Raw genomic sequence first — 26121 nt, 5'->3', positions numbered from 1 at the left:
GGGAGCGACCGGCTCGTCCCATCCGGCGTTGACGTTGGGGTGGTCGACCTTCTGCAGCTGACCCACGCCGCCACCATGCGCAGCGCGATGTTCCAACGCACCCGCGCACCTGGCTTACCGACGCCGGAGCCGAGGATCGAGCCGGTGGCCACATGGGTGGTCGAGAGCGCGAAGCCGAGGTGGCTGGAGGCGAGAATAATTGTGGCCGAAGATGCTTCGGCCGCCATGCCCTGCGGCGAGCTGATCTCGACCAGCCCCTTGCCGAGCGTGCGGATGATGCGCCAGCCGCCGACCGCGGCCACGATGCCCGCGATCACCGGCGAGAACAGCGCGGGCATGATCACCTTGCCCACCACGCCGTCGATCTTGCCGTGCCCGATCCACACCACGCCCGCGCCGGAAGCCAGTGCGGCGCCGATCAATCCGCCGAACAGCGCGGGCGAACTCGAACTCGGCAGACCCAGCAGCCAGGTCAGCAGATTCCAGATGTGGCCGCCGAGCAGCCCGGCCATCACGATCCCCTGCCGATTTCCGAAAGCGCCTTCTGCCTGCATCGACGCGATTGCGGTGAACTATTCGTGCAAACCTCGTCGCCTTTTCGCGTTTTCCGCCAATTCCGCCGAGGTTTGCACGGAAAGTTCACCGGGTGCGCGGTGGGTGCCGCCGCACCGCGGTCGCCCGCGCCGAACCGATCGTCGCGATCCCCGCACTAGGCGGCGACGATCGTATCGGCGACCAGGCGGAGATCCGGCACGATGCCCTGTGGTTCGCGCACCCACGTGCGGCGCGGATTGCCGGGTGTCGGGAGGGCGATCAATGCGCCGGGTCTGGTCTGGGTTACGAAGCAGCGGAACAGGTCCACCGACCACCAGCCCGCTCCCTCGCCGCAGCGGGGATTCTCGGCGAGAAACGACCACACGCACCGATCCCCCACCCCGACCTCCATCACCGGCACCTGCAGATCGCCGAGTAGGCCGAGCACCGAGGCGCCCAGCCCGGCCGGTGTCATCACCGCGCACAGCCGACCCGACCGCATGACCAGCGCGCCGATCCGTTCCTCGTACCAGGTGTCACCGAACATCTCCCGATACCGCGACTGCGCGGGCGCAATGCACGGACCCGCCTGTTCGATTACCTGCTCACTCGCGTAGATGGCTGTCATCAGCCGATCCTGCAGCCCGTTCGCTATCGGACTGTGGCGGTGGAGTGACAGACGTGCTACGTCATCGGCGAGCAGCCTCGTGCCCGGCTACTGACGCGGAACGGCGAAACACCTTCGCGCCATTCCCTTTCACCGCGAGGCGCTGCCCGCCCGAGCCCAGCTAGGCCGTTGCACCCCCGACCCGGTAGCATCCCCCACGCGCGTGCAGCGCGGCGAGGGGCGGTAGCTCAGTCGGTTAGAGCCGCGGACTCATAATCCGCTGGTCGTGGGTTCGAGCCCCACCCGCCCCACAAACCCCCTGACTCATCCCCGGACGCGTCCGGCTCGGATCAAGCCCGCGGGCCGAGGCGCCCGACTACGCGCCGGCCATTTCTGCGGCGGTGAGGGTGACCGGGAGCGACGGCATGACCGGAATTCGCTAGCAGCGCCTGGCGCTCCGGACGCCAGAATGAAACGTTATGCGCTCAACCGCCCCGGCCGTCATAGTGATGATGGCGGCAGTCCTGCTGGCAGGATGTACCCTTCCGACACGAGGGCCCGACCAGGCCGAGCGTGACAGCTGGTCACGCGTGATCGAGACTGCCATCCAGGCTCTTCCCGGGGTGGTCGATGCCTCACATTGGTTCGATTACGAGGGCAAGTCCCGCACGTACGCCTCCCGACTCGATGTGCATATGGAGGATGGCGCCACACCGGACGAGGCCGCGTCCGTGGTGCGTGCCATGGGCGCCCAGCCGCTTCCGCCGCGGTACCGAGGCGACTACACGCAGGTCGATCTCGACCGGATGGCGGATTCTTATTCTGCGGATTGGGGGTTCGGCCGGGACGTGAGCAGGGAAGCGAACTCGGCACATACCTGGGTGCGAGTCTCGGCCCCGGGCACACAGGTGGGCTGGCTGTCACGCGGCTTCGTCGTAGACAAGATGAGCGACGCCATCGGCGTGGCATCGGGCTCCGGGGCCGAACCCCACCGTGCCACCGCGGCGATGCGCCGGATCATCCAGGACTTTCCCGAACTGGCATCCAGCTACTGGACGGTGTCGACCATTCCTGAGGAGAGCGGGTTCCACAATCACTCGAAACTCGAACACGGGTGGCTCAACACGGACCTCTCCGGTTTCCCGCCCGGCCGACCCCGCTTCCCGTCCAATGGTGAACTCGAGATGTGGGAGTGGTTCCTGACCGATCAACCCACCCCGTTCTTCGTCGAGATTTCCGTATACGACCCGCCCGGCAAAGCCGGCCGCACCCTGGACGTCGCGATATACCCTCCTGCCGGAACGCAATTCACCGCCGCGCAGGCGACACAACTCGCCGACAAGCATCTTCCCTACCTGGCCCAGCCCGGTGCCGTGGTCGACTACACGATCGGAGGCCCCTACGTCCCCGTTCTCGCGGTCTTCATCGGCGGTTGCCAGCCATCCACGCGCGATGTTCCACCGGAGTCGCAGCCCTACGCGCGTCAATATGAACGCTGCTGAGCCGGCCGGCTGAACGTACCGATGCTCACCGATGACACCGGGACCGCGTTCCCGTACCGGCGACGCGGCTGGACGAGACGGTAACCACGCTGATCGGGGCGTCCGTTTCGGGTGCATCCGCGTGGCCATGGTGCAAGGCTGGATCCGACAGCGATGCGATCCGAGGAGCAGTCATGGGCACCACTGCCCGCGGCGAACCCGACAGCGCCGCGTTCCGGTCCTGCACCGATATCACCGCCGCACGCCGGCGCCGCTCCGGTCCGCCCGCCTCCACACGACATGGTCGCCGAGCAGGGAGGTAGCTGCCTGCTGCTGTCGAATCACCACATCGACTACTCGTTTCAGGGAGCACACGATGTCCACCATTCACCTCACGCACACCACCACGTCGACACCGGAGCAGTTCGTCGCCGCCCTCACCGACTTCGGTCCGGGACGGTCGAAACTCTTCGGCAACAGCACCGACGAATACCTCCATGTCCATGCCCAGGACGCCACCCACGCCGACGTCACCGAGGGCTCGCACCGCATCTGGGAACGCCTGCGCTACGACTGGTCCGACCCGCACCACGTCGTCATGACGACCACCGACTCCAACATGTGGGGCGGCGCATCCGGCCACACCTACACCCTCACACCGATGCCCGACGGGACCACCGAAGTCGATGCCGTCGTGGTGCGCGAAGGTAAGAACTTGACGGGACATGTCCTGGAGGCAGTGCTCGGCACGGTCGGCAAACGTGTCCTGGACAAAGAGCTCGTCAAGACGATTCACGCTGTCGAAGCGCGCAATGCCGGCGGGCCGACGACCAACCCGGCTGAAGGGCCGCACGACTTGCATTCCTGACGTCATTTCCGTCGAGAAGGCCGCCGTGGCGATCCGGTCGTGACGGCCCCGCCCTATCGCCCCGCGAGTTCGGTGACCACCGGAGCCAGTCGCTCGGCAACGTCGGCGCCGAAGATGAAGTAGGAGAAGCCGATCTCCTCGCGGCGGCGCTGGATTTCCTCGACGGCGGCTGCGGGGTCGTCCGGGAGTACGGTCAGGGCGTCCGCGGCGCGGAGGGCGGCGGGGTCCGTATCGGGCGGTGCCATGTGTGGGGCGACGGTGTCGCCGACGACCGGCACGGCGAGGGCGAGCTCCTGGTCCGCGGTGGCGCGGAAGTCGCGGGCGAGCCGTTCGACCTCACTGCGGGGCTGGTCCCCCAGTGCGAAGGTGACTATGTCCGCGACCTCGTCCGCCAATGCTCGAGCCTTCGGACCGAGGACGGCCATCGCCACCGGCGTGTGCAGGTCGGAGCCGTCGAGATCTCGCAGCGCCGCCACCGTCTTACGCACCTCGGCCAGCCGCTCGCTCGGCGAGACGACGGGCAGCCCTTTGTCGCGCAGCTCGTCCTCGATGCCCGGCCTGCCGGTGCCGATGCCCATCTCGAAGCGCCCCTCCGTCAGCAGCGACAGCGAGTGCGCTTCCCACGCCGTCTGCCACGGCGGGCGCAGCGGAGAGGCGTAGACCCAGGTGCCCACCCGCAGGTCGGTCAGGGCCGCGGCGGTGGCCAGCATGGGCCCCGGCGCCGGTTGCGTGAGCGGGAAATCGGCCACCAGCAACGTGGAGTAACCACTGTCGGCGATGCGGCGCACGCGATCCCGCCACGTCGGCACGTCGGTCATGAGCGGGGCGACAACCCCGAATCGAAACGGTCGCGTCATAACTGGACTCCTATCGCTCACTACGTTCAGAGACAGGGACGGCGGGCCCGCCCGAAATTCATCGGTGCGCCCGGCGCGTGCCCGGCCGGCCGCGCTCCGGCAGGCGCCGGAGTCAGCGGCTACCGATTTTCGGTTTCGGGCGCGCAGCACCGCAGCGAGAGCGACTCGTCTGCTTCGCCCGGCATACCCTAGCTGTCCACTGCCGTACGGGGAGCGAATTCCACAGCGGTACAAGCATTCTCACCAGAAACGAGGGGCAATGCCGCCGCCGGGAGCTATCGCCGCGCTGCTCGCTCGGCCATCAGCTGGGCCGCGCCCTCACCGGTGAGCTGGTCCGGGGCGGGCCGGCGGCCGGTGATGAGCAGGAGCAGGGTGGTGACCGAGCCTTCGATCACCGGTCCGGTGCCGGCGGTCCACTCGCCGTCGGAAGCGACAAGGTGGTAGCGACCGAACTTCTTGCGGGCGTGAAACGGGAAGCCGCCGTTCCATACCCGGTCGAGCGCCAATTCCGCTGCCGCTATCGGCATTTCGCGCCGGATACCGAGTGGGACCGCGATGTCCTGGCCGTGCACCAGCAGATCCATCAGCCGGTCGACAGGGGTCGTGCCGACGGGTGTGACCCGGGCGCCGATGCTGTCGTGCAGCTCGGCGAGCAGTTGTGTGCTGGTCCGGCGGCCGGCGTGCCGGATGGCGGTGTCGCGGACCATGCGGTCGAAGTCGCCTCGGGCTCGGATCAGATTGGTCAGGATCGCCCCCAGACCGGAATCGGCCGACAGGATCAGGTGCGCGACGACATCGCGAACCCGCCAGCCCGCACACAAAGAGAGCTGCTCCCAACCATTCTCGGGAAGGGACCGCAGCAGTTGGACGAGACTCCTGCGCTCGGCGGCGACGGCCTGCCAGATCTGCTCGGTGTCGATGGGTGTCTTTCCGGTCATTGTCGGAACTCCTCGCCTGATCGGTGTTGCAGTACCGTAGGAGTTCCAGTCGGGTGGAGGTTCCAGCGATTGTGACTCACAACACACATCGAGACGGTCTGATGACCATCGGGGAACTGTCGGTGCGCACCGGCGTCCCGGTCCGCACCATCCGCTTCTACTGTGACGAAGGGGTGCTGGAAGCGCGCCGCAGCGCGGCCGGGCATCGCCTGTTCGATCCGGCGACCGCGGTCGATCGACTGCAGCTGGTGCGTCGGCTGCGCACGCTCGGCCTCGGGCTGCCCGCGATCATGGGCGTACTCACCGGAACCACGTCGACAACCGACGCCGTCGCCATCGAAAAGGCCTCGCTGGACACCGAATTGGCGGCATTGACCTGGCGGAGGGCAGCGCTGGCGGCGGTCGCCGACGCACCGCCCGGCCGGCACGCCGCCCGGCTGGAACTACTGGCCGCAGTCGGTGACGGCCGACGCGCCTACGACGATCTCATCGCGTTCTGGCGCCGCCTGCTCACCCCGATCGCACCGGAATTGTTCGACGCTTTCGCCGCCATGAACATTCCGGCCCCGCCCGCCGATCCCACATCCCGGCAGGTCGTCGCCTACGCCGAACTCGCCACCGCCGCAACCGATCCGGTGTTGACCGCCGCGCTGACGAAACAGCTCTGGCGTCACGATCCCGGACATGTTCGCGACAAACGCGCACTGCTTGCCGGTGTCGCCGAGGCCTGCGCGATCGTGGACCCGCTGGTGGCCGCACACGTCGAACCGCGGCCCGGCGCCGAACTCGACCGGTTTCTCGCCGCTCACGCCGCGGCCCGGGGCGTCCGTCCCACGGCCGAGTTCCGGCGCCGGCTTCTCTACGGCGCCGACGATTACGATCCGCGCATTCGCCGCTACTGGACGCTCACCACCGAGATCACCGGCACGACCACCACCGGTGCGGCACAGGACTGGCTGTACCGGGCGCTGAGCCGGTCGTAGCGGCGAGCCGGAGCCTCGCCCTCACTTCTCCAGATACGCGATCATTCCGTCGATGAGTCCCTGGATGGCGTCGTCGAGGTTGCCGTAGGTGCCGAGGGTGCGTTCGGAGGTGATGCCACGCATGGCGGCGGGGATGAGGGCGGCGACGCGGCGGATTTTCACCGGGTCCACACCTAGGTCGGCGAAGGCGCGTTCACATGCCTTGTCCCAGTTGGGTTTCCAGGAGGCGAGTTCGGCAGCGGTCAGGGGATAGTCGCGTTCGAGTTCGGCGTGGTCGCGAGGCAGGGCGGCGCGCAGGGTTTCGATGGCGAGGGATTCGGGGCGGCGCAAGCCGATCGCCATCGTGTTGATCAGGGCGCTGACCCGTTCGGCCAGGGTGCCTTCCGTGGCGATGCCGGCGGGCAGGTCGCCGCGTTTGTCGGCGGTGTACCGGAGTACCGCCGCCCACAGGCCGTCGATATCGCCGAACTGATATTTCACGACTCCCCAGGTGGCGCCGATGTCGCGGGCGATCCGGTTGCCGGATACGGCTGCCGGGTCGCCGGTGGCCAGCGAGGTGATCGCGGCCTCGAGCATGGCCTCCCGCGATTGGATACCGCGCTTGTTCGCACGCCTCCCGCTGACCGCTACATCCGTCACGACGGTCGATAATACCGTGCCTGATCTGCGGCATCAAGTTTCAACGAACCCTCTTGTTTTCTTTCATAGAGGGTTCTACGCTCGTGTCGCCGGGCCCGAGTTCAGCGGTCCGCGCCGCGATGTGCGGCCCCTCGCCGAACGTGGAGGATCGAGATGGCAAAGCCACCCCTGTCGATGGAGCCGACGGGCTGGTTCCAAGTCGCCTGGTGTGCGGAAATCGCGGTCGGCGCCGTCCACAAGATGAAGTACTTCGGCCGCGAGATGGTCGCGTGGCGTTCGGCGTCGGGGCAGCTGGCGGTGTTCGACGCCTACTGCGAACATCTCGGCGCGCACCTGGGCTACGGCGGGCGCGTCGACGGCGAGAACCTGGTGTGCCCGTTCCACGGCTGGGAGTGGAATCGGCAGGGGCGCAACGTCTGCATCCCCTACGAGTCACATCCCAACAAGGGCCGCCGCATCCGCAGCTATCCGGTCGTCGAACGCAACGAGGCGGTGTGGATCTGGTACGACATCGACGGTCGCGCACCGTATTTCGAGGTGCCGGATATTTTCGAGGCGTTCGGCGACGACAGGACCGCCGCCGACTACTATCCGCCGGTGCCCGCGGCCACGTTGTTCCGGCCGGGGCTGGAACTGCATCCGCAGTACATCATGGAGAACGGCGTCGACTTCGCGCATTTCAAGGTCGTGCACAAGACGCCGTTCGTGCCGGAGTTCACCCGCCACGACTTCTCCGGTCCGGTCTCCTACGTGGACTTCACCATCGCCTTCGACGAGGGCGTCAGCGAATCGGACGTCAACAGCGGCGTCGAGTCGATCAACGCGGGACTGGGCTGTTCGATCACCAAGAGCTGGGGCATGGTCGACAACCGCACCATGCCCGCGGTCACCCCGGTGGACGAATACACCTCCGACGTCCGGTTCACCGTGTGGATCGGCCGCAAGCCGGGCGACGACAGCCCGGAGATCACCCGATACGGCAAGACGATGGCCGATTTCGTCATCGAACAGTTCCAGGCCGACATCGACATCTGGGCGCACCAGCGTTACTCCGACCCACCCGCGTTGAGCCGCAAGGAATTTCAAGGATTCACCGCGCTGCGCGAATGGGCGCGGCAGTTCTATCCCGACGGCGGCCCCGCGGGTCCCGACCCGCGCCCACCCCACAGCGGGGCTGTTCATCCCGCGGCCGACGCGACCGCTCGAGTACCGTCACCGAACACACCGAAAGGCATGCGATGAGCACCTCCGACACGATCCGGGTATTCCAGGTCGCCACCGGCAATCTCGGCACCGAGATGATCGGGCGGATCCGGAACCATCCGGATCTCGAACTCGTCGGACTCCACTGCTACACGCCCGAGAAGATCGGCCGCGACGCCGGTGAGATCGTCGGCCTCGACCCCATCGGGGTCACCGCGACCGGCACCGTCGAGGAGATCATCGCCGCGCGACCCGACGTGCTCACCTTCCACGGCGTGTTCCCCGACGAAGACCTCTACGAGAAGGTGCTCGAAGCGGGCATCAACGTGGTCACCACCGCGGACTGGATCACCGGCTTCCACCGCGACACCAACCACGCCCATCCCTCGGGCCGCAAGGTCAGCGAGGTGATCCAGGCCGCCTGTGAGCGCGGTAACGCCACCTTCTACGGCACCGGCATGAACCCGGGCCTGTGCCAGATCCTGGGCATCGTGCACACCGCGGACGTCGCCGACATCGAGAACGTCACCGTCACCGAATCGGTCGACGTCTCCTGCCACCATTCCGTCGACACCTGGAAGGCGGTGGGCTACGGCCGCCCGATCGACGACCCGACTATCCCGGACTCGCTCTACCGGTACACCGCGGTGTTCGCCGACTCGGTCTACCTCATGGCCGACGCCTTCGGCCTCGAACTCGACGAGGTGAAGTTCAGTTACGAACTCGGCGCTTGCACCAAGGACGTCGACCTCGGCTGGTACTTCATGCCGAAGGGCTCGCTCGGCGCCAACTACATCAAGTATCAGGGCATGGTCGACGGCGTCGCGCGCGTGGAGACCCATCTCGAATGGCAGATGACGCCGCACACCGATCCGTCGTGGGAGATCAAGGGCTGCTACATCACTCAGGTGACCGGCGACCCCAACATCTACAGCAAGCACATGATCTTCCCGCGCAAGGGATTCGACCTGTCGAACCCGGAGAACTTCGCCTCGATCGGCATGACCGTCACCGGCCTGCCGGCCCTGAACGCCATCCGATCCGTAGTCGCCGCTCCCCCCGGCATCATCACCAGCGCGGACCTGCCGCTGCGCAGCTTCGCGGGACGCTTCAAGATCTGAGCGGTCGACAGCCGCATCCCGGATCGCTCATGCACGGGGTGCGGCTGAATCTCGTTGCGGGCTTTCGCGCTCCGCGCCGGTTAGGGTTGGGCAAAGGGTTTGCCTGATCGGAGGTGTGGGATGGCTGATTTGTTTTCCACTGCGCTGCGGGCTCATCAGTGGATCTACGAGAAGTCGGACGGGTATGTGGGGCACCGGCTGCTGTTCGGAAATCCCACCCTGTTGTTACGAACGGTGGGGCGTAAGACGGGGCAGCAGCGGACCAGTGCGCTGACCTACGCGCGAGACGGTGACGACTATCTGGTGACGGCGTCCAACGGCGGGTCGCCGCGGCCGCCGGGGTGGCTGGCGAATGTGAAGGCGGCGCCGGAGTGTGAGATCCAGGTCGGGCATCGGCGGATTCCGGTGACCGCGCGGCCGACATATCCGGAGGACACCGAGTACGCGCGGCGGTGGACGCTGGTCGACAAGGTCAACAAGGGCCGGTACACGCAGTATCAGAAGATGACCGATCGGCCCATATCGGTCGTGGTGCTCAGCCCGCGGAGGTGACGCGGGCGGCGGTCGGACCGGTCACATTCGTCCGGATCGCTTGGTTTTCGGGCAAAGGTTTCGCTATCCTCGCTTCCGAGGGGAGTACTTCCCAAGCGCCACACCGGTCAGTACGGATTCCGCCGTCGGGATCCCCGGATGGCCACCCGGATATCGGGTGAAGGAGACCTCGGGTGCTTTCGCATACCCGAGGAGACCTGTGAATTCGTCCGTTCTCGCAGCCGAACAGCTGCACACCATCGGCAGTCCGTGGCTGTGGGTCGCCACCATCGCCGGTGTGCTGGTGCTGCTCGCGCTGGACTTCGTCGTCACCCGCAAACCGCACGAGGTGTCGATGCGGGAGGCGGTCGGCTGGACCGTGTTCTACCTGGCGCTGCCGGTCGCGTTCTTCGGCATTCTGTGGGCCGGATTCGGGTCGAAGCCGGCCACGGAGTTCATCACCGGTTATCTGCTGGAGAAGTCGCTCTCGGTGGACAACCTGTTCGTCTTCATGCTGCTGCTGGCGGCCTTCGCGGTCCCGGCGGTGCTGGCGCAACGGGTGCTGTTGTTCGGCATCGTGGGCGCGCTGGTGCTGCGCGGCATCTTCATCGCCGTCGGCGCGGCCGCGCTCGCCTCGCTGGATTGGGCGTTCCTGCTGTTCGGCGCGATTCTGCTGCTCACCGCGCTCAAGCTGATCCGCGACGCGGTCACCGGGCACGAACAGGACGTGGACATCTCCCGGATGCGGTCGGTGCGCCTGATGCGCAGACTGATGCCCGTCACCGACGACTACCGCGGCACGAAGATGACCGTGCGGGAGGCCGGCCGCCGCGCCCTGACCCCGCTCGCCCTGGTGGTCACCGCCGTCATGGCGACCGACCTGGTATTCGCCATCGACTCGGTGCCCGCGGTCTACGGCGTCACCGGCGACCCGTACCTGGTGTTCGCCACCAACGCCTTCGCCCTGCTGGGTCTGCGCGCCCTCTACTTCGTCCTGCAGGCGGTCCTGGCCCGGCTCGTCCACCTCGCCTACGGCCTGGCGGTGATCCTCGGCTTCATCGGCGTCAAACTGGTGCTGCACTGGGCACACGGTTACTGGGACTGGCTACCGGAGATCCCCACCGCCGCCTCGCTGCTGGTGATCGTGGTGGTGCTCGGCGCGGTGACCGTGACCAGCCTGCTGGCCACCCGGGGCGAGAAGGACGGCGACTCCGCCACCGTCGACACTCCCGCTCGATGAGAAGCACGCGGCCCGCGGGCACCGGAGTTGTCCCGCACCGAAATTCCGCCGTACCGTGGGCCGGTGCTGTCCCGTTTCCGGCGTATCGATCCGGTCCGCACCCGGCGTGCCGTCGATGCGCTGCGATTGCCGGAGGCCGTCTTCAAGACCTGTCCCTGGCAGCCGCGAGACGTGGTGGAAACCGGTCTGCGGCAATGGTTGCGGTGCTGCGGTGCGGCAATGGCCGACGATCAGGTGATCGGAATGCCGTCCCATGCCGTGGACGAGGCATGGCACGGTTTGATCCTGTGCACCAAGCGATATCGCGACTTCTGCGATGCCGCGTACGGCCGGTTCCTGCACCATTTCCCCGAGGGAGACGGCTACGGCGGCGGCAGCGGTGTGCCGATGGCTACTCAACTCGGCCGCACCGTCGTCGCCTGGTCCATCGTCGCCGATCCGGGCGAGGAGTGTGTGCTGTGGGATCTGGATACCGTTGTGGGAGTGAATAATCCGTGGGGAGTGTCGCCGGAGCGGGTCGCCGAGGTGGAAACCGCCCTGGGTGAGATCACCGCCGGCTCACCGCACCGCTCCCCTGCGTGACGACGGGCCGGATCTGCCGGAAACCCGCGTGTGCACTGTCGGCTGCCGGGTTCAGTCGGAGCCTCCGAGCCCGCGCGCTCGCGGTGGCGGCGACAGCGAACATGCCTCGGCACGGACATTTCCCCCATACATACTCCGGCCGCATTTACTCGGGCCAGCGCGAAGAGATTAGGGCAATCGGCGACCTGCGGGTCGGCCTCGTGCGTTCCCGGCCGGCTTCGGCCACGATTTCCAACTTTCGGCCGGGTCGCCCGAGAGCAAACCCCCGATGTGTGTCTCGACCTAGTTGCTGCTGCCACCGCCACAGCTACTCCCCCCACCGCAACTACTTCCGCCACCACAACTGCTGCTTCCCCCACCGCAACTGCTACTCCCACCGCCACAACTGCTGCCCCCGCCACAACTACTGCCTCCTGAGCAACTACTGCCCCCGCTGCAACCACTGCCCCCACTACAACCGGCCGTACTGCAACCGCCTCCGCCGCAATCGCTTCCGCTGGATCTGCGGCCGCCACCACTCGTATCACCGGCCTGCCATCGACGGCGGCGCGCCGAGGGCGATATTTCGCGGCGGACGGCCGCGACCGAGATCCAGACGAGTATGCCGACCACGGCGGCGATGACGACGAACAGCATGAGCGGACGATAACCGCGCGACCCGTCCTCCGCCCGGTGAGCCGGCCGTGCCCCACACGAGAGGGCAATAGCCCGCTCGGCGCAACGGTGCCATGATCGATGGCAGGAGCCCGGTCGCGGGCGTGCCGGGCGTTTCGCATGGTGGTGACGCTATGGACGTTGCGACGTTTGCCGCATTCATCGTGGGGGCGGGGGCGGTGTGCGCCGGCATCGCCTTCAGCACCGGATTGCGGGTGGTTCAGCAGTACGAGCGCGGGCTGGTGTTCCGGTTCGGGCGGGTGCGGGCGGTGCGTAAACCGGGGTTGCGGGTGCTCATTCCGTTCGTCGACAAGATGCGCAAGGTGCCGATGCAGGTCGTGACGATGCCGGTGCCCGGCCAGGAGGGCATCACCCGCGACAACGTGACCGTGCGGGTCGACGCGGTGGTGTACTTCCGGGTGATCGACCCGGCGCAGGCGGTGGTCGAGGTCCAGGACTATCTGTTCGCCGTCGAGCAGGTGGCGCAGACGTCGCTGCGGTCGATCATCGGCAAGAGCGAACTCGACGATCTGCTGTCCAACCGCGAGCAGTTGAACAAGGGTCTGGAGTTGATGATCGACAGCCCGGCCCTCGCCTGGGGCGTGCATATCGACCGGGTGGAGATCAAGGATGTGGCGCTGCCGGAATCGCTGAAACGGTCGATGTCGCGGCAGGCGGAGGCCGAACGCGAACGCCGCGCCCGCGTCATCACCGCCGAAGGCGAGCTCCAGGCCTCGCGCAAGCTGACCGACGCCGCCGAACGGATGGCGACCGCCCCGGCGGCATTGCAGCTGCGACTGCTCCAAACCGTCGTCGAGGTTGCCGCAGAGAAGAATTCGACCCTGGTGCTCCCGTTCCCGGTGGAGCTGCTGCGGTTCCTGGAACGATCGACCCCCGCGGAAGCGAGCGCACCACCGGCCGACACGTCCACCGAGACCGAGAACACCGCCGATTCAACCCCGGACCCGAGACCACTACGGGTCCAACCGCCCTGGACGCAAGCGGAACGCACACCGCAGCAGCACCCGGCCCATCCGGAGTGAATGCAGTCTCCCGCCGCCGCGGCATGTGGTCGGGTGCGGTCGCGCGAGGCTGATCGCGGACGTTTCGCACCGGTCGGCTGCGCTCGTTCCTCGACGGTTGGCGGTCGAACCGCACCCGCGCGGCCCCGGCGAAAGCCCCCCTACGTCAGCTTCACCCGTGCCGCGACGAAGCGGTGCAGGGCCGGGGCCAGTCGGCTGAAGTGGTACTGCAGGTGGGCTTCCGGGGTGACCGGCACGATGTCGCGATGACGTTCCACCGCGCGCACGATCCGGTCGGCGACCTTCTCGGGGCCGTAGCCGCGCTTGCGGTACAGCGCGTCGTAGCGGGCCTGCTTCGCGGCCTCGGCGTCGTCGGACAGGCCCGAGAACTTCGTTGTCGCAACGATATTCGTGTGCACGATGCCGGGGCAGATGGTGTGCACCTCGATACCCTTGCCGGCCAGTTCGGCGCGCAGGCAGTCGGAGAACATGAAGACCGCGGACTTGCTGGTCGAGTAGGCGCTGAAACCCTGCTGTGGGCTGTAGGCGGCCATGCTGGACAGGTTGACGATATGTCCGCCGAGTCCCCGCTCGGCCATGGCGGCGCCGAAGGTGCGGCAGCCGTTGACCACACCGCCGAGGTTCACCCGCAGCACCCGGTCGAATTCGGCGGCGGAGGTGTCGAAGAAGTCTCCGGCCTGGCCGATGCCGGCGTTGTTGATCAGGATGTCGGGCACGCCGTGGGCGGCGATCACCGTGCTCGCGTGTTCGCTCATCGCCGCTTCGTCGGAGACGTCGACGGCGTAGGCGTGGGCACTGCCACCGGCCGCTGTGATCAGTTCGACGGTCTCCTTGGCGGCATCCAGGTTCAGATCCGACAGGACGACCTCGGCGCCGCGGCGAGCGAAGGCCAGCGCCGTTTCCCGGCCGATGCCGCTGCCGCCGCCGGTGATCACGACCAGCCGATCGGTGAACGGCCCGGCCTGCGCACCGACCTCGGCGCGGCGCAGCGTGCGCGGATAGTCACCGGTGTCGACGGCCGTGGCGAGTTCGGTGGCCGAGGTGGCCAGCAGCTCCGGATGGGAGAACGGCAGCCAGTGCCCGCCCGCGATCTCGCGCCGGAACAGCCGATCGGTCCACTTCGATGTGTCGTCGTACCCGGCCGGACGCACGGCGATGTCGCGGCGGGCGATGACCAGCTGCACCGGAACCTCGGTGTGCCGCTCGCGCGGGCCGAGCATGCGCGGCACGATGTTGGCGCGGTAGATCCGCATCCCGTCGAAGAAGTCCTGGCGGAACGCCGGGCCGAGTTTGACGTTCTCCGGCGAGGTTTCGTTCATCACGCCGATGAACCGCTTCCACACCTTCTCCGACGACAGCGGCCGCATCACCGCCTTGTTCAGCCCCGGCGTCATGAACAGGAAGGTGTAGGCGGACGACAGCAACTGCGTGGCCGGCCCCCACACCGCGCCGCGGCCCATCCGATTCCGGGTCCACTTCGCCAGGTGGTCGAGATTCGGGCCGGACACGGAGGTGAACGAGGCCACCCGGGTGGCGGCCTGCGGCTCGCACACCGCCTCCCACACCTGGACCGAACCCCAGTCGTGGGCGAGCACGTGCACCGGCCGGTCCGGGCTCACCGCGTCGGCGACCGCGTAGAAGTCGGAGGCGAAGCGGTCCAGGCCGTAATCCTCGGTGCGATCGGTGCGGGTGGAGCGGCCGTGGCCGCGGGTGTCGTAGGCGACGACGTGAAAACGCCCGGCCAGCAGGGGAATCACGCGATCCCACAGGTGATGGTCGTCGGGCCAGCCGTGCACGAGCAGCATGGTCGGGGCGGCGGGATCGCCGTATTCGTAGACGGCGATATCGAATTCACCGTTGCGGACGAAATGTTCGGTGTCCGGGACGGGCGCGGTGTCGGTCACGAGAATCTCCTCGAGGAGGGGGCCAGTGGATGTCAGAGGTCGAGCACCAAACGTTCACCCGCACACCGTGATACGCAGATGAGCAGTTCGCCCTCGGTGCGCTCGGCGGGGGTGAGGACGGTGTCGCGATGATCGGGCTGCCCGTCGAGTACCCGGACCTTGCAGGTGCGGCAGAAACCCTGCCGGCAGGAGTAGGCGATATCGGGCCGGACACGCAGCACTTCGTCGAGTACCGTGCGGTCGGCGGGAATGTCGAGCACCTCACCGGTGCGGGCGAGTTCGACGCGGAACGGCTTTCCGTCGACCACCGGCGCGGCGGAGAAGCGCTCGGAATACAGTTCCACGCCGGGCATTTCGCGCACCGCCGCAGCGATCGCCGAGGTCATCGGGACCGGTCCGCAGCAGTAGACCGAGGTGTCGACGCCGACGCCGGGCAGCAGATCCGCCGCCGTCGGCAGACCGCCGTCGTCGTCGGTGCGCACCGTGACCCGGCTGCCGAAGGATTCGATCTCGGCGAGGAACGGGATGGTGTCGCGGCTGCGGCCGGTGTACACCATGGTCCAGTCCACGCCCAGCCGATGCGCCATCCGCACCATCGGCAGAATCGGCGTGATCCCGATGCCGCCTGCGACGAAATGTACACGGGCAGCGGAGGATCCGTGGCCGGGCAGGACGAACGGGAAGGCGTTGCGAGGCCCGCGGATCGTGAGTTCGGCGCCGACCCCGAGGTCGTCGTGCACCTCGACCGAACCACCGAGCCCGCCCGGTATCCGGCGCACCGCGACCCGATAGTGATACCGATCGGCGGGGTCACCGCACAGCGAGTACTGCCGCAACCGGCCCGAGGGCAGTTCCAGGTCCAGATGGGCGCCCGGACGCCAGGTCGGCAGCGCGCTGCCGTCGGTGGCGCGCAGCACCAGGCTCACCACGTCCGCGTCGTGGGCCTCGATCCGCCGCTCGACCACCCGCACCCGCACGCGGCCGCTGTCGACGGCGCCGGTCACCGGACGCCGGTGGATCAGCGACGCCCACCGCATCCGCGCCTCCGCGACCGCGCCGATGATGCGGATCGGCCGGTCGCAACCGCGCCCGCCGTAGAGGTCGGGCGGTAGTTCGGCGGGGACGGGCCTGCGCGTCGTCACGACGCGAGTGCCTGTGCCGCAGGCGATTTCGCCAGATACGCGACGGCCTGCGCGGTCGATCCGACCGAGGCCGGGGTGTATCCGGGTTTGGCCACCGACAGCGCCGACCACAGCAGCGAGGGAATTCCGGGCAGCGCACCCCGCCACATCGCGCCGAGCGCCTTGCCCACGATGCGTGGATACCCCATGTCCGGCAGCTCGGTGTCCTGGTGCACCAGATATTTGGTGCCGCGCAGCAGCAGCGCCACGAAGATCGGGAAGGTGATCGCCATCAGCGCGCAGCGGCGCATGTAGCCGACCTCGAAGTAGGTGGCGACATCGTGGGCGACGAAGCGGTGTTCGACCTCTTCGGCGCCGTGCCAGCGATAGAGGTCGAGCATGTTGGGCGCGGCGTCGAACCGCTCCAGATCGGCGTCGATGATCCAATCGCCGAGGAAGGCGAAGAAATGCTCGAGGGTGGCGATGAAGCCCAGCCGTTCGACCAGGGTCTGGAACTCCTCGCGCGGTGACTGCCCGTCCCGCGGGCCCAGCGCCTTGCGGAAGATGTATTCCATCTGCCGCGCGTAGCTGTCGACGTCGACGCCGTGGGCGCGGAACACCTGTTGCAGCGAATCGTTGTGGGTTTCGGCGTGCATGGCCTCCTGCCCCATGAAGCCGATGACCTGTTCCCGCAGCTTCTCGTCCTTGATCAGCGGCAGCGCCTCGGAGAAGGTCTGGATGAACATCCGCTCGCCCTCGGGCAGCAGCAGGTTGAGCGAGTTGAACACATGCGAGGCGATGGGTTCGGCGGCCAGCCAGTGCAGCGGCGTGGCTCGCCAGTCGAACTGCACGTTGCGCGCGTGCAGCGCCACCTCACCGGGATCGCCCACGCCACGATTGCGCATGGGAAGTAACTTCATCGGTACTCCTGGTCGTCATCTCGGCCATCGGTTCCGGCCGCACCGGCACCGTTGCTACAGCAGCGTAGCAATTATTCGGCGGTAAGCGACACCCTGAGTACCACATAAATTCTAGCCGCCGGAGCGAATCACCGCGGGGTTCTCGGCCAGGTGTAGGTGTGACCGTCGGCATCCAGGGTGGTCACCTTGGTGAAGACATTGCCCGGCCGCGCGACGTCGGTCAGCGTGAGATGCACCTTTTTGGTGACGTACTTACCGGCGGCGCAGTTGGGCTCACAGGTGTTGTCCCGTTCGATCCCGTCGCCCTGGGCCTGATCCGGCCCCCAGCTCTGCCACACGATCTGTTCCACCTGGGCGCCCAGATCTGCGCAGGCGAGGATCATGTTCTCCGGCCGGACCGCCGGCTTACTGAAGGAACAGTCGATAACTTCCGGGACCGTGCTGGTGGTGGTCGCCTTCGGCGCGACCGAGTCGGCCGGGCGTGCGTTGCCGGAGTCGGACGAGCCGCAGCCGGCCAGTATCAGCAGGGCGGCAGCCGCGGCCGCGCCGAACAGCGGACGGCTACCGCGCCGAATCGTGTCACCGTTCATGTCAGTCCCCAGATCTCGTCGAACTCCACCCGCCGCCCGTGGGCGTGTCTCACAAACCTAGTGGATCGCTTCGGCGGGCGGGCGCTCGCAGCACCGGCGCAAACGCGCAATCCGCACCCCTTGCCACGCGCTCCCACCGCCACGGTTCCGCCGGGCGTCCCCACCGATGCCGGATCGCGACCGCCCGGCCGGATTCACCGGGCCGACTACTCGCCCACCGTCGCGTCCGGATCCAGGTGGTCCGCCGCCCACGCCCACAGCGGTTCCAGCGCCCGCACGAGTTCACTTCCGGCCGTGGACAATTCGTAGGCCTTGTCGGCGCGTTTGACGATCACACCGGCGCCTTGCAGGGTCTGCAGCCGCACCGAGAGCATGCTCGAGGAGCAGTTGTCCATGCGCCGGCGCAGTTCGAGGAAACCGAGCGGTCCCGGCGCCAGTTCCCAGACGATGCGCAGCATCCAGCGCTGCCCCAGCAGCGCCATCGCCGCCTGCGGGCCACCCTCGCGCTCTCTTGCACTTCTCATTTCGAACCACCATAGTGATTCTGAAATAGAAGCAACGAGTGGGAGTACCGGGTGGATTCACAACGCATCGTGTTGATCACCGGCGCTTCCCGCGGTATCGGGGCGCAGACCGCCCGGATTCTCGCGGGGCGCGGCGATCACGTCGTCCTGAACTATCGCGAGAAGCGCAGGCGGGCAAGCAATCTCGCCGAGGCGATCGCGGCGGACGGTGGTGTGGCCACGCCGGTGGGCGCCGACCTGTCCGATCCCGAGGCGGCGGCGGCCATGATCGAGGAGATCCGCACCCGGTTCGGGCGGCTGGACGTGCTGATCCTCAACGCCTCCGGCGGGCTGGAACACGGCGCGGCGCCCGATTACGCGATGTCGATCAACCGGGACGCCCAAGTGCGGCTGGTCCGCCTGGCGCTACCGCTGCTGGCCCCGGGATCACGGATCGTGTTCGTCACCAGCCACCAGGCGCACTTCCACGGCCGCAAACCCACCCCGCCGGACTACGAGCCCATCGCGCTGAGCAAGCGGGCGGGTGAGGACGCGCTGCGCGCGATGATCGGCGAATTCCACTCGCGCGGTATCGGTTTCACGGTCGTATCGGGCGACATGATCGAGGGCACCATCATCGTGCGCCTCCTCGAACGCCGCGATCCGGACGCGGTGGCGGCGCGGACCGAGCACGGCGCGCTGCCGACGATCGACGAGTTCGCGACCGCGATCGCCGATGCCACCACGGCCGACACCGAGCCCGGGCACACCGTCTATGTCGGCGGGGCCGACTACCTGGCCACCGCGCCCGATCCGGCTACCTGATCGCCGGACGCGAAGTCGGCGGAACCGCCACGGCCACGCTCCGACCCCTCGCTGCGAAGCGACCACCGTGCGCGGACGCTCACCCGTTGGCGTGGTCGAACCACTGGTACGGGATCGACCAATCCCATTCGGCCTCCGCTGCTTCGGCGTCGTGGTAGTCGTCGACGTGGCATTCGTTCAGGTAGACCGGAACCATCGCGCCGAATCCCGCACCCAGTGCGGACAATCCGTCCAGCACACAGCGCCACAGAGCGGACTTCTCGAGTCGGTGCACCGGAATCGACCTCCTTGTCGCACTCGGCGAGCGCTCCGGGGCGACGCGGTCGCCCTCGGCGCCTTCGCCGACCAACGCTGTGGGGCAAAACGGTACGCCCGGCAGGCCCCGGGCGTGTCCGGTTTCGGCAATCTTCACAGCAGACCCGCCGCGGTCAGATCCCGGACGTATTTGCCGATCAATTCCCGGCTCAGATGCGGGATGTCGCCGTCCGGGCCGGTTCCCGCCGCACGCACCGCGGCTCGGAACCGCTCGGCCGGCAGCGCCGATCCCGCGATGGCCGGGGCCGGGCGGCGGAAGGCGTGCAGCAACGGCAGTACCGAATGCCGCCGCTGCCGTTCGGGCAGGGCGCGCAGTGCGGTCTCGAACCGCCCCAGCCAGTCGGCGTAGTCGGTGATGCGCGTGATGCGGTGACCGTCGTCGACCAGCCAGTCGACGAAGGTGTCCAGGCCGATGCCGTCGTCGTGCGGGTTGAGCACATCGAAGGTCTCGAATCCGCCGTCGGCGCCGGGACCGAGCGCGGTGATCGCGGCGGCGGTGAAGTCCGCGGGCAGGCCATCGTAGTGAGCGCGGGCGCGACTCCCGTCGGCGGCGGGGCGGTAGAACGATTCCGGCGCGAGACCGGTGGCGAGCACGCTGAGCAGCAACCGCGTGAACATATCGGGCAGATTGAACTGCCCGGCGAAGTCGCTGTGCGCGAGGATCATGTCCGACCGGAAGACCGCGACCGGCAGCCCGCACAGGTCGTGCGCCTCGCGCAGCAACACCTCACCGGCCCATTTGCTGTTGCCGTACCCGTTGGCGTAGCCGCCGTCGATGACCCGCTCGGGGCTGGTCCCGCGAATATCGCCGTCCTCGGTGAAGTGGTCGACCTGGGAGGCCACCGCGACGGTGGACAGATAGGTCACCGGTTTGCGGCGCGCGGTGATCGCCAGGCGGACGACCTCGGCCGTACCGACCACGTTCGGCCCGAACAGCTGGTCGTAGGGCAGGACGTGATTGACCAGCGCCGCCGAGTGCACCACCAGGTCGACGGTTTCGGTGAGTTCGCGCCACCGGTCATCGTCCAGTCCGAAGTTCGGTTCGGCGATGTCGCCCGGCAGGACGGTCAGCCGCCGTTGCGCGAGCTCCCGATATCGTTGCAGCAGAACGGGATCCCCGCTGTCGAACGCCTCGTCCAGGCGCGCCCGCGCGGCTTCGGCGTCACGGCCGCGGATCACACAGATCAGCGTGCCGTCGCAGGCGTCGAGCCGGTCCAGCCATTCCAGGCACAGGAACCGGCCGAGGTAGCCGTTGGCCCCGGTCAGCAGCACCGTGCGCGGCGGGCTCGACGCGGGCGGCAGAGACTTGGCGGCGGTGAGGGTTTCGTGGTCGATGAACGCGCCGAGGGTTAGATCCGCGGCCCGTACGCGGGTGCCGGGCCCGTGCACGGTGGCGAGCGTGGGGCGGCGGCCGCCCTCGTGCCGTTCGTCGTCGATGTATTCGGCCAAGCGCCGCAACGTATTCGCCGGATGGACGATGGTGCCCACCGGCACCTCCACGCCGAACAGTTCGGTCAGCAGATTCGACAGCGACAGCGCCGACAGCGAATCGCCACCGAGGTCGGTGAAATGCGCCTCGGGCCGGATATCGGTGCTCGCGCAGCCCAGCAGGGCCCGCGCGGCCCGGCCGACCGTCTCCAGCACGGGGCGGTCCGCGGCGCCGTGACGCAGTGCGGCCAGTTCGTCGGCCTGTTCCCGCGACAGTTCGGCGTAGAGCTGCTCCAGGCGCTCGCCGTAGCGCTGCTTCAGCTTGGGCCGCAACAACTTTCCGATTCCCGACAGCAGGCCGTCGTCCTGGGTGAACGGTTCGGTCTCGAGCAGGAAGTCGCGCGGAATCTCGTAACTGTCGAGCCCGGCCTCCTTCGCCAGCTGCTGCAGCGATTCGGCCAGTGCCGCACGGGGATCGGGGAGCGTCAGTGCCTCCTCGGACGGCACGATCACCGCGAGCAGATAGGCGCGTTCGCTGCTGCCGTAGACGAAGATCTGGCGGATCAGCGCACTGGTGGAGAACACCGATTCCAGCTTCGCCACGGTGACGAACTCGCCCTGCGACAGCTTGAGCACGTTGTTGCGGCGATCGACGTAGACCAGATGGTCGGGGCCGAGTTCGGCGACCACGTCACCGGTGCGGTAGAAGCCGTCCTCGTCGAACATCTCCGCCGTGATCTCGGGCCGTTTGAAGTAGCCCGGGAACATGGTGGTGGTCTTGAGCAGCAGTTCCCCGCGCGGATGCGGCCGGTCGGTGCCGAAGTAGCCGAGTTCGGGCACGTCGACCAGTTTGTAGTCCAGGACCGGTGGGCGCCGGACCACGTTGTCGACGATGACGCTGCCGCCGGCCTCGGTGGAACCGTATCCGTCGTGCAGGCCGATGCCGAGGACGGATTCCATGAAGGCGCGCATCTCCGGCGCCAGCGGCGCACTGGCACACATCGCGCCGAGGAAGCGGCCACCCAGAAGCCGTTCGCGCAGTGCGGTTTTCACCTCGTCCTCGACGACGACGCGCTCACGGCCGGCCGCGACCCGGGCCTCCACCTCGCCCTGATGGTGTTGCAGCAGCATCTCGCAGACGCGCGGCACGAAAACCAGTTCGGTGGGGCGGGTCAGCTCCAGATCCTCGAACAGCGTCGACATATCGCTGCGTGCGGTGAAGTAGGCGGTGCCCCCGCGGGCGAGCGTGCCGCCCAGTTGCAGGCGCCCGGCCACATGGCTGAGCGGCAGATAGTTGAGGGTGATCGCGGGCACCGGCGCCTTTCCGGTGTACAACCACATGGCGGCGGCCAGACGGTCGGTGTACATGGCGCCCTTGGGCGTTCCGGTGCTGCCGGAGGTGTAGACGAGCAGCGACAACGGGTCGTCGCCGGGCACGCCCGCGAGCGGTACGGCCGGGAGGGCGAGACCGTGCTCGACGAGGTCGTGCAGCGATTCGAGCGTGATCTCGCGACCGGATTCGGCCAGCCGGGCGCGAGCCGCCGCGACCGCCGCGCGTTCGGCATCGTCGTCGGCGCTGTCGAAGACGACCAGCTGCCCGATCGTCACACTCGCGAGCGCGGCCTCGACGGCGGCGTCGAGCAGTTCGGCGCTGCAGGCCAGCACCCGCGCCTCGGTCTCCGCGATGATCGAATGCCATTGCGCGACAGCGGCAGTGGCCTGCAGCGGCACCGCCACGGTGCCGAGCCGCACGCCCGCGAGGTCGACGGTGACGTAATCGCTGCTGACGAATCCGACGGTGCACACGAAATCCCCGGCCCGCAGCCCCGCCGCCTGCCAGGCACTCGCCAGCGCACCGGCGCGCGACCACAGCTGCCGATAGCTCAGCGTCTCGAATCGCGGCAGCAGCCGCCACACCCGGCGCCCCTCGGCATCGACGACGATTTCACCGGACCGCTGCCCGACGGCGGGGCGGTCGGCGTACGCGGTCATGACCGTGTCGATCAGTTCGGCCAGCCGCAGCCCGGGACGCGCGAGTGCGGCGCTGACGTCCGCATCCGGCCAGGCCGCGCGCACCTCGTCGTCGGCCATCGCCGCCGCGAGGCGCCGTTTACGCTCGGCCTTCTGCACGTCATCGGGCATGGGTGGGTCTCCCTGGGTCGTCAACCGGCGGACGAGTCGTCGCCCACGCGCCACTGTAGCGCGCATCACGGTTAACTTAGCTCCGCTAACTACCCGTTCGTCAAGCCTTCGCGGCAACAATTCGCTACACCGTGACGGAAACGGCTACTCACATTGCGCCACCGTCAGCTGTCTTGCAGGTCCGGCGCGAAGACGTCCTCGACCTTCCGACGCCGCGAGGAGAGCCCGCGCTCGAAGTGATAGCGCAGGAAATGTCGCGCGCGGTGCGGTTGGCCGCGATGCCAGAGGGCCACGGGTCGTCGCCGAACTGCGCGATGTTTTGTTCGACCACTGCGTTCGCCCACGGAACCATCGTCCGGACCTGATGGACCCGGCGCTCGCGGCGGTAATATTCGGCGGCCGATTCCCTCGCCGCGGAGAAGAGCCGAAATACCTCGCGCGCGAGACGCGGACGTTCGCACAGCAGGTCCCTGCGGACGACGATCGTGTGCATCATCGGAAAGATTCCGGTGCGCCGGTGATAGTCGCGTGCCGGCGGCTCGAAGTCAGGAAACAGGCGCGCGACATTCGGCGATCCGTCGAGCAGGCACTGCGGGACGTTCGCCGAGAACAGTCGATCTCCCAGCGGTTGCGCTCCGGCCGCGCGCAGCCCGCTGATCCGGAGTTCGTCCAGGTCGCCGCGGACGGCTACGGCGCCTGAGCGACCGCCGGTCAGGGTTCCGGGATGTCGATGCCGAAGGTTTCCAGGGTGACGTCGGCGGGTTCGGGGCCGCCGCGCTGTCCGGTGTCGAGGGCATCGATCGCCGCGAGCTCGGCACCGGTGAGGTCGAAGTCGAAGACGTCGAAGTTCTCGGCGATGCGTTGCGGCCGTGTCGATTTGGGGATGACCGAGCGGCCCTGTTGCAGGCCCCAGCGCAACATCACCTGGGCCGGCGTCTTCGCGTGCGCCTCGGCTATCGCGGTGATGACCGGGTCGTCGAGGGTGCTGGTGTGTCCGCTGTCGCGGTAGAAGGTGATGCCACCGATCGGCGACCAGGCCTGGGTGAGAATTCCGTACTCGTCGTCGGCGGCGAGGACGTCGGGCTGGCGGAAATACGGATGCACCTCGATCTGATTCACCGCCGGGACCACGGAGGTCTGCTTCAGCAGATTCTCGAGGTGCTCGCGCATGAAGTTGCTGACCCCGATCGCACGGACGCGACCGTCGGCGAGCAACTGCTCCAGCGCACGGTAGGCGTCGACGGTGAGATCGAATCGCGAGGGCAGGGCCTGATGCAGGATCAGCAGATCGATCCGGTCGACACCGAGTTTGCCGGCACTCTTGTCGAACGCGTGCAACGTCGCGTCGTAACCGAAGTCGCTGATCCAGATCTTGGTCTCGATGAAGACCTCGGAACGGTCCACGCCCGAGCCCCGGATCGCCTCCCCCACCTCGCGTTCGTTCCCGTAGGCCGCCGCGGTGTCGATATGCCGATACCCGGTCGCCAGCGCGGCATCGACCGCCGCGGCCGTCTCGTCGGGCGGCGTCTGGAAGACCCCCAGCCCGATCGCGGGCATCCGGACGCCATTGTTCAGGGTCAGCAGCGGTGTAGTCGTCATGTCCAGGTCCTACCCCCGATGTGGCGGGTAAACGTGTCGGCGCCTGTGGACAGGTGCGGAGGTGAACTGATCGTGCAAACCGCGGCGAAATGTGGCGATTTCCGTCATCGGCGGCGAGGTTTGCACGAAAAGTTCAGCCGGACGCGGGATCGGCGGGGCTCACAGCGTGGCACTATCGTGAACGGCCTGACTATCGCACGGGGGTAGACCATGGATGTGGTGCGAGCGCGGCATATTGCGCGTCCCGATGTAGACCTGTACGGGGACGAGGTCGGCGATGGGCCGACGGTGGTCTTGCTGCATGCCGGGGGTGAGCGGCGGCAGGTGTGGGATCCCGTCGTGGAGCGACTTGTCGAGGACGGATTACGGTGTGTCGCTTTCGATCAGCGCGGCCACGGCGACAGCGGCGGGTCACTCAGGAGGCTGGACGAGTGCGCGGGCGATATTGCCGCGATAGTCGATGCGGAACCCGGATGCGTGCTCGTCGGTGCCTCACTGGGTGGGCTCGCCGCCGTTGCGGCACTGGGTGATCCGCGTACCCGGGCGAAGGTCACCGGGCTGGTTCTGGTGGATGTGGTGCCCAATCTCGATGCGGGCCGGGTGCGGCGCTTTCTCGATGCCGGTGGCCTGTCGGATGTCTACCCGGACTTCATCGACGATGTCCTGGTCCACGTCCCGGGACTGCGGCAGATCACCGCACAACTGGATATCCCCATCCTTCTGATCCGTGCCGATCGGGTCTCATCGCTCACCGACGTCGAGGCGGACGGGTTGCTCCAGCTGGCTCCGCATGCCATGGTGACCCGGATTCCGGGCGCCGGGCATCTGGTCGCCCGCGATCAGCCGGAGGCGTTGGCGCGGACGATCGCGGATCTCACGACACCGTGGCCGGCGCTGGCGCTGCTGCGCGAACTCGGCGCGGCCCGGGTGGAGCATCCCGGTGGGGATCTCCTCGATCATCTCGAGCGGGTGCGGCAGCTGGTCGCCGACCTGGGCGGAGGTACCCGGCTTCGGCTGGCCGCACTCACCCACGCCACCTACGGCACGGACGGTTTCCCGCACTCGCTGCTGCCACTCGACCGGCGATCACGCCTGCGCGCGGCGATCGGTCACGACGCGGAAGCGCTGGTCTACCGCTACGGCGCGTGCGACCGAGCCGAGACCTATCCCCACCTCGGCGCCACCCCACTTCCGATCACCGACCGCTTCACCGGCGAGGTGGTCGCCGTAGCCGGCACCGATCTCGCGGACTTCGCACTTCTCACCGTCGCCAACGAACTCGACGTGGTGCGCCATGCCGCGCTGACCGCCGAAACCGTTGACGGGATCCGGGCTCTCATCACCGCGTGTGCGACCTACGTGCCCGATGCCGCCGCTCGGGCCCTCGCCGACCGGCACCTCCGCTGAGAACCGGACCCGACTCGAATTGCGTTGTGTCAGTTGGGGGTGAACTTTTCGTGCAAACCTCGGGGAAATATGCGGGTTTCCGTCAA

The 26121-nt window shown here is 67.8% G+C and carries 24 protein-coding genes, 1 tRNA gene and 1 pseudogene; 12 read left to right on the top strand and 14 right to left on the bottom strand.

Annotation, left to right across the window (positions count from 1 at the left end; translation table 11 throughout):
- Positions 1-59: 59 nt before the first annotated feature.
- A pseudogene (locus AC5592_RS11065) lies at positions 60-518 on the bottom strand (inorganic phosphate transporter); the annotation flags it as partial.
- A 191-nt stretch (positions 519-709) separates the two neighbouring features.
- Positions 710-1162 carry a hypothetical protein gene (locus AC5592_RS11060; RefSeq protein WP_063064096.1) on the bottom strand — a complete coding sequence of 151 codons (453 nt, stop codon included), beginning with the start codon at positions 1160-1162 and terminating at the stop codon, positions 710-712.
- A gap of 216 nt (positions 1163-1378) precedes the next feature.
- On the opposite strand from AC5592_RS11060, the gene AC5592_RS11055 reads away from it, so the two are divergent.
- The 3 genes from AC5592_RS11055 to AC5592_RS11045 all read left to right on the top strand — a co-directional run bounded on the left by AC5592_RS11055 (position 1379) and on the right by AC5592_RS11045 (position 3490).
- Positions 1379-1452, top strand: a tRNA-Ile gene (locus AC5592_RS11055).
- A 201-nt stretch (positions 1453-1653) separates the two neighbouring features.
- A complete protein-coding gene (locus AC5592_RS11050) occupies positions 1654-2643 on the top strand; it encodes a hypothetical protein (protein ID WP_157121739.1) in 990 nt (329 codons plus the stop codon).
- Between the two features lie 355 nt (positions 2644-2998).
- On the top strand, positions 2999-3490 hold the full coding sequence (locus AC5592_RS11045; RefSeq protein ID WP_036499837.1) for a hypothetical protein: 492 nt from the start codon (positions 2999-3001) through the stop codon (positions 3488-3490).
- 53 nt (positions 3491-3543) lie between these two features.
- On the opposite strand, the gene AC5592_RS11040 is transcribed toward AC5592_RS11045, so the two are convergent.
- A complete protein-coding gene (locus tag AC5592_RS11040; RefSeq protein ID WP_036499839.1) occupies positions 3544-4347 on the bottom strand; it encodes an LLM class flavin-dependent oxidoreductase in 804 nt (267 codons plus the stop codon).
- A gap of 275 nt (positions 4348-4622) precedes the next feature.
- Positions 4623-5285 carry a maleylpyruvate isomerase family mycothiol-dependent enzyme gene (locus tag AC5592_RS11035; protein ID WP_063064094.1) on the bottom strand — a complete coding sequence of 221 codons (663 nt, stop codon included), beginning with the start codon at positions 5283-5285 and terminating at the stop codon, positions 4623-4625.
- 71 nt (positions 5286-5356) lie between these two features.
- Here AC5592_RS11035 and AC5592_RS11030 point away from each other — a divergent pair, with 71 nt between their 5' ends.
- Entirely contained in the window at positions 5357-6268 is a 912-nt protein-coding gene (locus AC5592_RS11030; RefSeq protein WP_157121737.1) for a MerR family transcriptional regulator, read from the top strand.
- Between the two features lie 21 nt (positions 6269-6289).
- On the opposite strand, the gene AC5592_RS11025 is transcribed toward AC5592_RS11030, so the two are convergent.
- Positions 6290-6907 (bottom strand): TetR/AcrR family transcriptional regulator, encoded by a 618-nt coding sequence (locus tag AC5592_RS11025; protein ID WP_083870676.1) that lies wholly within the window; start codon positions 6905-6907, stop codon positions 6290-6292.
- 153 nt (positions 6908-7060) lie between these two features.
- On the opposite strand from AC5592_RS11025, the gene AC5592_RS11020 reads away from it, so the two are divergent.
- From AC5592_RS11020 to AC5592_RS10995, 6 genes are all read left to right on the top strand, one after another.
- Positions 7061-8149, top strand: coding sequence for a Rieske 2Fe-2S domain-containing protein (locus AC5592_RS11020; RefSeq protein ID WP_063064092.1), 1089 nt, complete (start codon positions 7061-7063; stop codon positions 8147-8149).
- Entirely contained in the window at positions 8146-9231 is a 1086-nt protein-coding gene (locus AC5592_RS11015; protein WP_036499847.1) for an NAD(P)H-dependent amine dehydrogenase family protein, read from the top strand. The genes AC5592_RS11020 and AC5592_RS11015 overlap by 4 nt, the downstream gene beginning before the upstream one ends.
- Before the next feature lie 120 nt (positions 9232-9351).
- Positions 9352-9783: a nitroreductase family deazaflavin-dependent oxidoreductase gene (locus tag AC5592_RS11010; RefSeq protein WP_036499849.1), complete on the top strand. Its 432-nt coding sequence runs from the start codon at positions 9352-9354 to the stop codon at positions 9781-9783.
- A gap of 199 nt (positions 9784-9982) precedes the next feature.
- Positions 9983-11002, top strand: a complete 1020-nt coding sequence (locus tag AC5592_RS11005) for a TerC family protein (RefSeq protein ID WP_036499850.1) — start codon at positions 9983-9985, stop codon at positions 11000-11002.
- A gap of 63 nt (positions 11003-11065) precedes the next feature.
- Positions 11066-11584: a UCP032817 domain-containing protein gene (locus AC5592_RS11000; RefSeq protein WP_063064091.1), complete on the top strand. Its 519-nt coding sequence runs from the start codon at positions 11066-11068 to the stop codon at positions 11582-11584.
- Between the two features lie 788 nt (positions 11585-12372).
- The gene (locus AC5592_RS10995; RefSeq protein ID WP_063064090.1) at positions 12373-13281 is read left to right on the top strand and encodes a slipin family protein; all 909 of its coding nucleotides are present in this window, start codon (positions 12373-12375) and stop codon (positions 13279-13281) included.
- Positions 13282-13421: 140 nt separating this feature from the next.
- On the opposite strand, the gene AC5592_RS10990 is transcribed toward AC5592_RS10995, so the two are convergent.
- The 5 genes from AC5592_RS10990 to AC5592_RS10970 all read right to left on the bottom strand — a co-directional run bounded on the left by AC5592_RS10990 (position 13422) and on the right by AC5592_RS10970 (position 18340).
- Entirely contained in the window at positions 13422-15185 is a 1764-nt protein-coding gene (locus tag AC5592_RS10990) for an SDR family oxidoreductase (protein ID WP_371507189.1), read from the bottom strand.
- A gap of 32 nt (positions 15186-15217) precedes the next feature.
- Positions 15218-16327 carry a PDR/VanB family oxidoreductase gene (locus AC5592_RS10985; protein ID WP_036503979.1) on the bottom strand — a complete coding sequence of 370 codons (1110 nt, stop codon included), beginning with the start codon at positions 16325-16327 and terminating at the stop codon, positions 15218-15220.
- Positions 16324-17226: a metal-dependent hydrolase gene (locus AC5592_RS10980; protein ID WP_063064088.1), complete on the bottom strand. Its 903-nt coding sequence runs from the start codon at positions 17224-17226 to the stop codon at positions 16324-16326. Before AC5592_RS10980 ends, AC5592_RS10985 begins: the two co-directional genes overlap by 4 nt.
- Positions 17227-17354: 128 nt before the next feature.
- Positions 17355-17816 (bottom strand): hypothetical protein, encoded by a 462-nt coding sequence (locus AC5592_RS10975; protein ID WP_063064087.1) that lies wholly within the window; start codon positions 17814-17816, stop codon positions 17355-17357.
- 206 nt (positions 17817-18022) lie between these two features.
- Positions 18023-18340, bottom strand: a complete 318-nt coding sequence (locus tag AC5592_RS10970) for a winged helix-turn-helix transcriptional regulator (RefSeq protein WP_051024824.1) — start codon at positions 18338-18340, stop codon at positions 18023-18025.
- Between the two features lie 51 nt (positions 18341-18391).
- Here AC5592_RS10970 and AC5592_RS10965 point away from each other — a divergent pair, with 51 nt between their 5' ends.
- Positions 18392-19144 (top strand): SDR family oxidoreductase, encoded by a 753-nt coding sequence (locus AC5592_RS10965; protein WP_232329300.1) that lies wholly within the window; start codon positions 18392-18394, stop codon positions 19142-19144.
- 79 nt (positions 19145-19223) lie between these two features.
- Here the strand turns inward: AC5592_RS10965 and AC5592_RS10960 are convergent, their stop codons facing one another.
- From AC5592_RS10960 to AC5592_RS10945, 4 genes are all read right to left on the bottom strand, one after another.
- Positions 19224-19418: a hypothetical protein gene (locus AC5592_RS10960; protein ID WP_036503984.1), complete on the bottom strand. Its 195-nt coding sequence runs from the start codon at positions 19416-19418 to the stop codon at positions 19224-19226.
- A 134-nt stretch (positions 19419-19552) separates the two neighbouring features.
- The gene (car, locus tag AC5592_RS10955) at positions 19553-23029 is read right to left on the bottom strand and encodes a carboxylic acid reductase (protein ID WP_063064086.1); all 3477 of its coding nucleotides are present in this window, start codon (positions 23027-23029) and stop codon (positions 19553-19555) included.
- A 148-nt stretch (positions 23030-23177) separates the two neighbouring features.
- A complete protein-coding gene (locus AC5592_RS10950) occupies positions 23178-23525 on the bottom strand; it encodes a hypothetical protein (protein WP_157121735.1) in 348 nt (115 codons plus the stop codon).
- Positions 23526-23740: 215 nt separating this feature from the next.
- Positions 23741-24628, bottom strand: coding sequence for an aldo/keto reductase (locus AC5592_RS10945; RefSeq protein ID WP_036503990.1), 888 nt, complete (start codon positions 24626-24628; stop codon positions 23741-23743).
- A gap of 210 nt (positions 24629-24838) precedes the next feature.
- Here AC5592_RS10945 and AC5592_RS10940 point away from each other — a divergent pair, with 210 nt between their 5' ends.
- Entirely contained in the window at positions 24839-26035 is a 1197-nt protein-coding gene (locus tag AC5592_RS10940) for an alpha/beta fold hydrolase (RefSeq protein ID WP_063064084.1), read from the top strand.
- The last annotated feature ends 86 nt before the right edge of the window (positions 26036-26121 follow it).

The sequence above is a fragment of the Nocardia violaceofusca NBRC 14427 genome, assembly GCF_963869435.1.
Taxonomy (GTDB): Bacteria; Actinomycetota; Actinomycetes; order Mycobacteriales; family Mycobacteriaceae; genus Nocardia; species Nocardia aobensis.
This window is presented reverse-complemented; position numbering and strand designations above follow the sequence as displayed.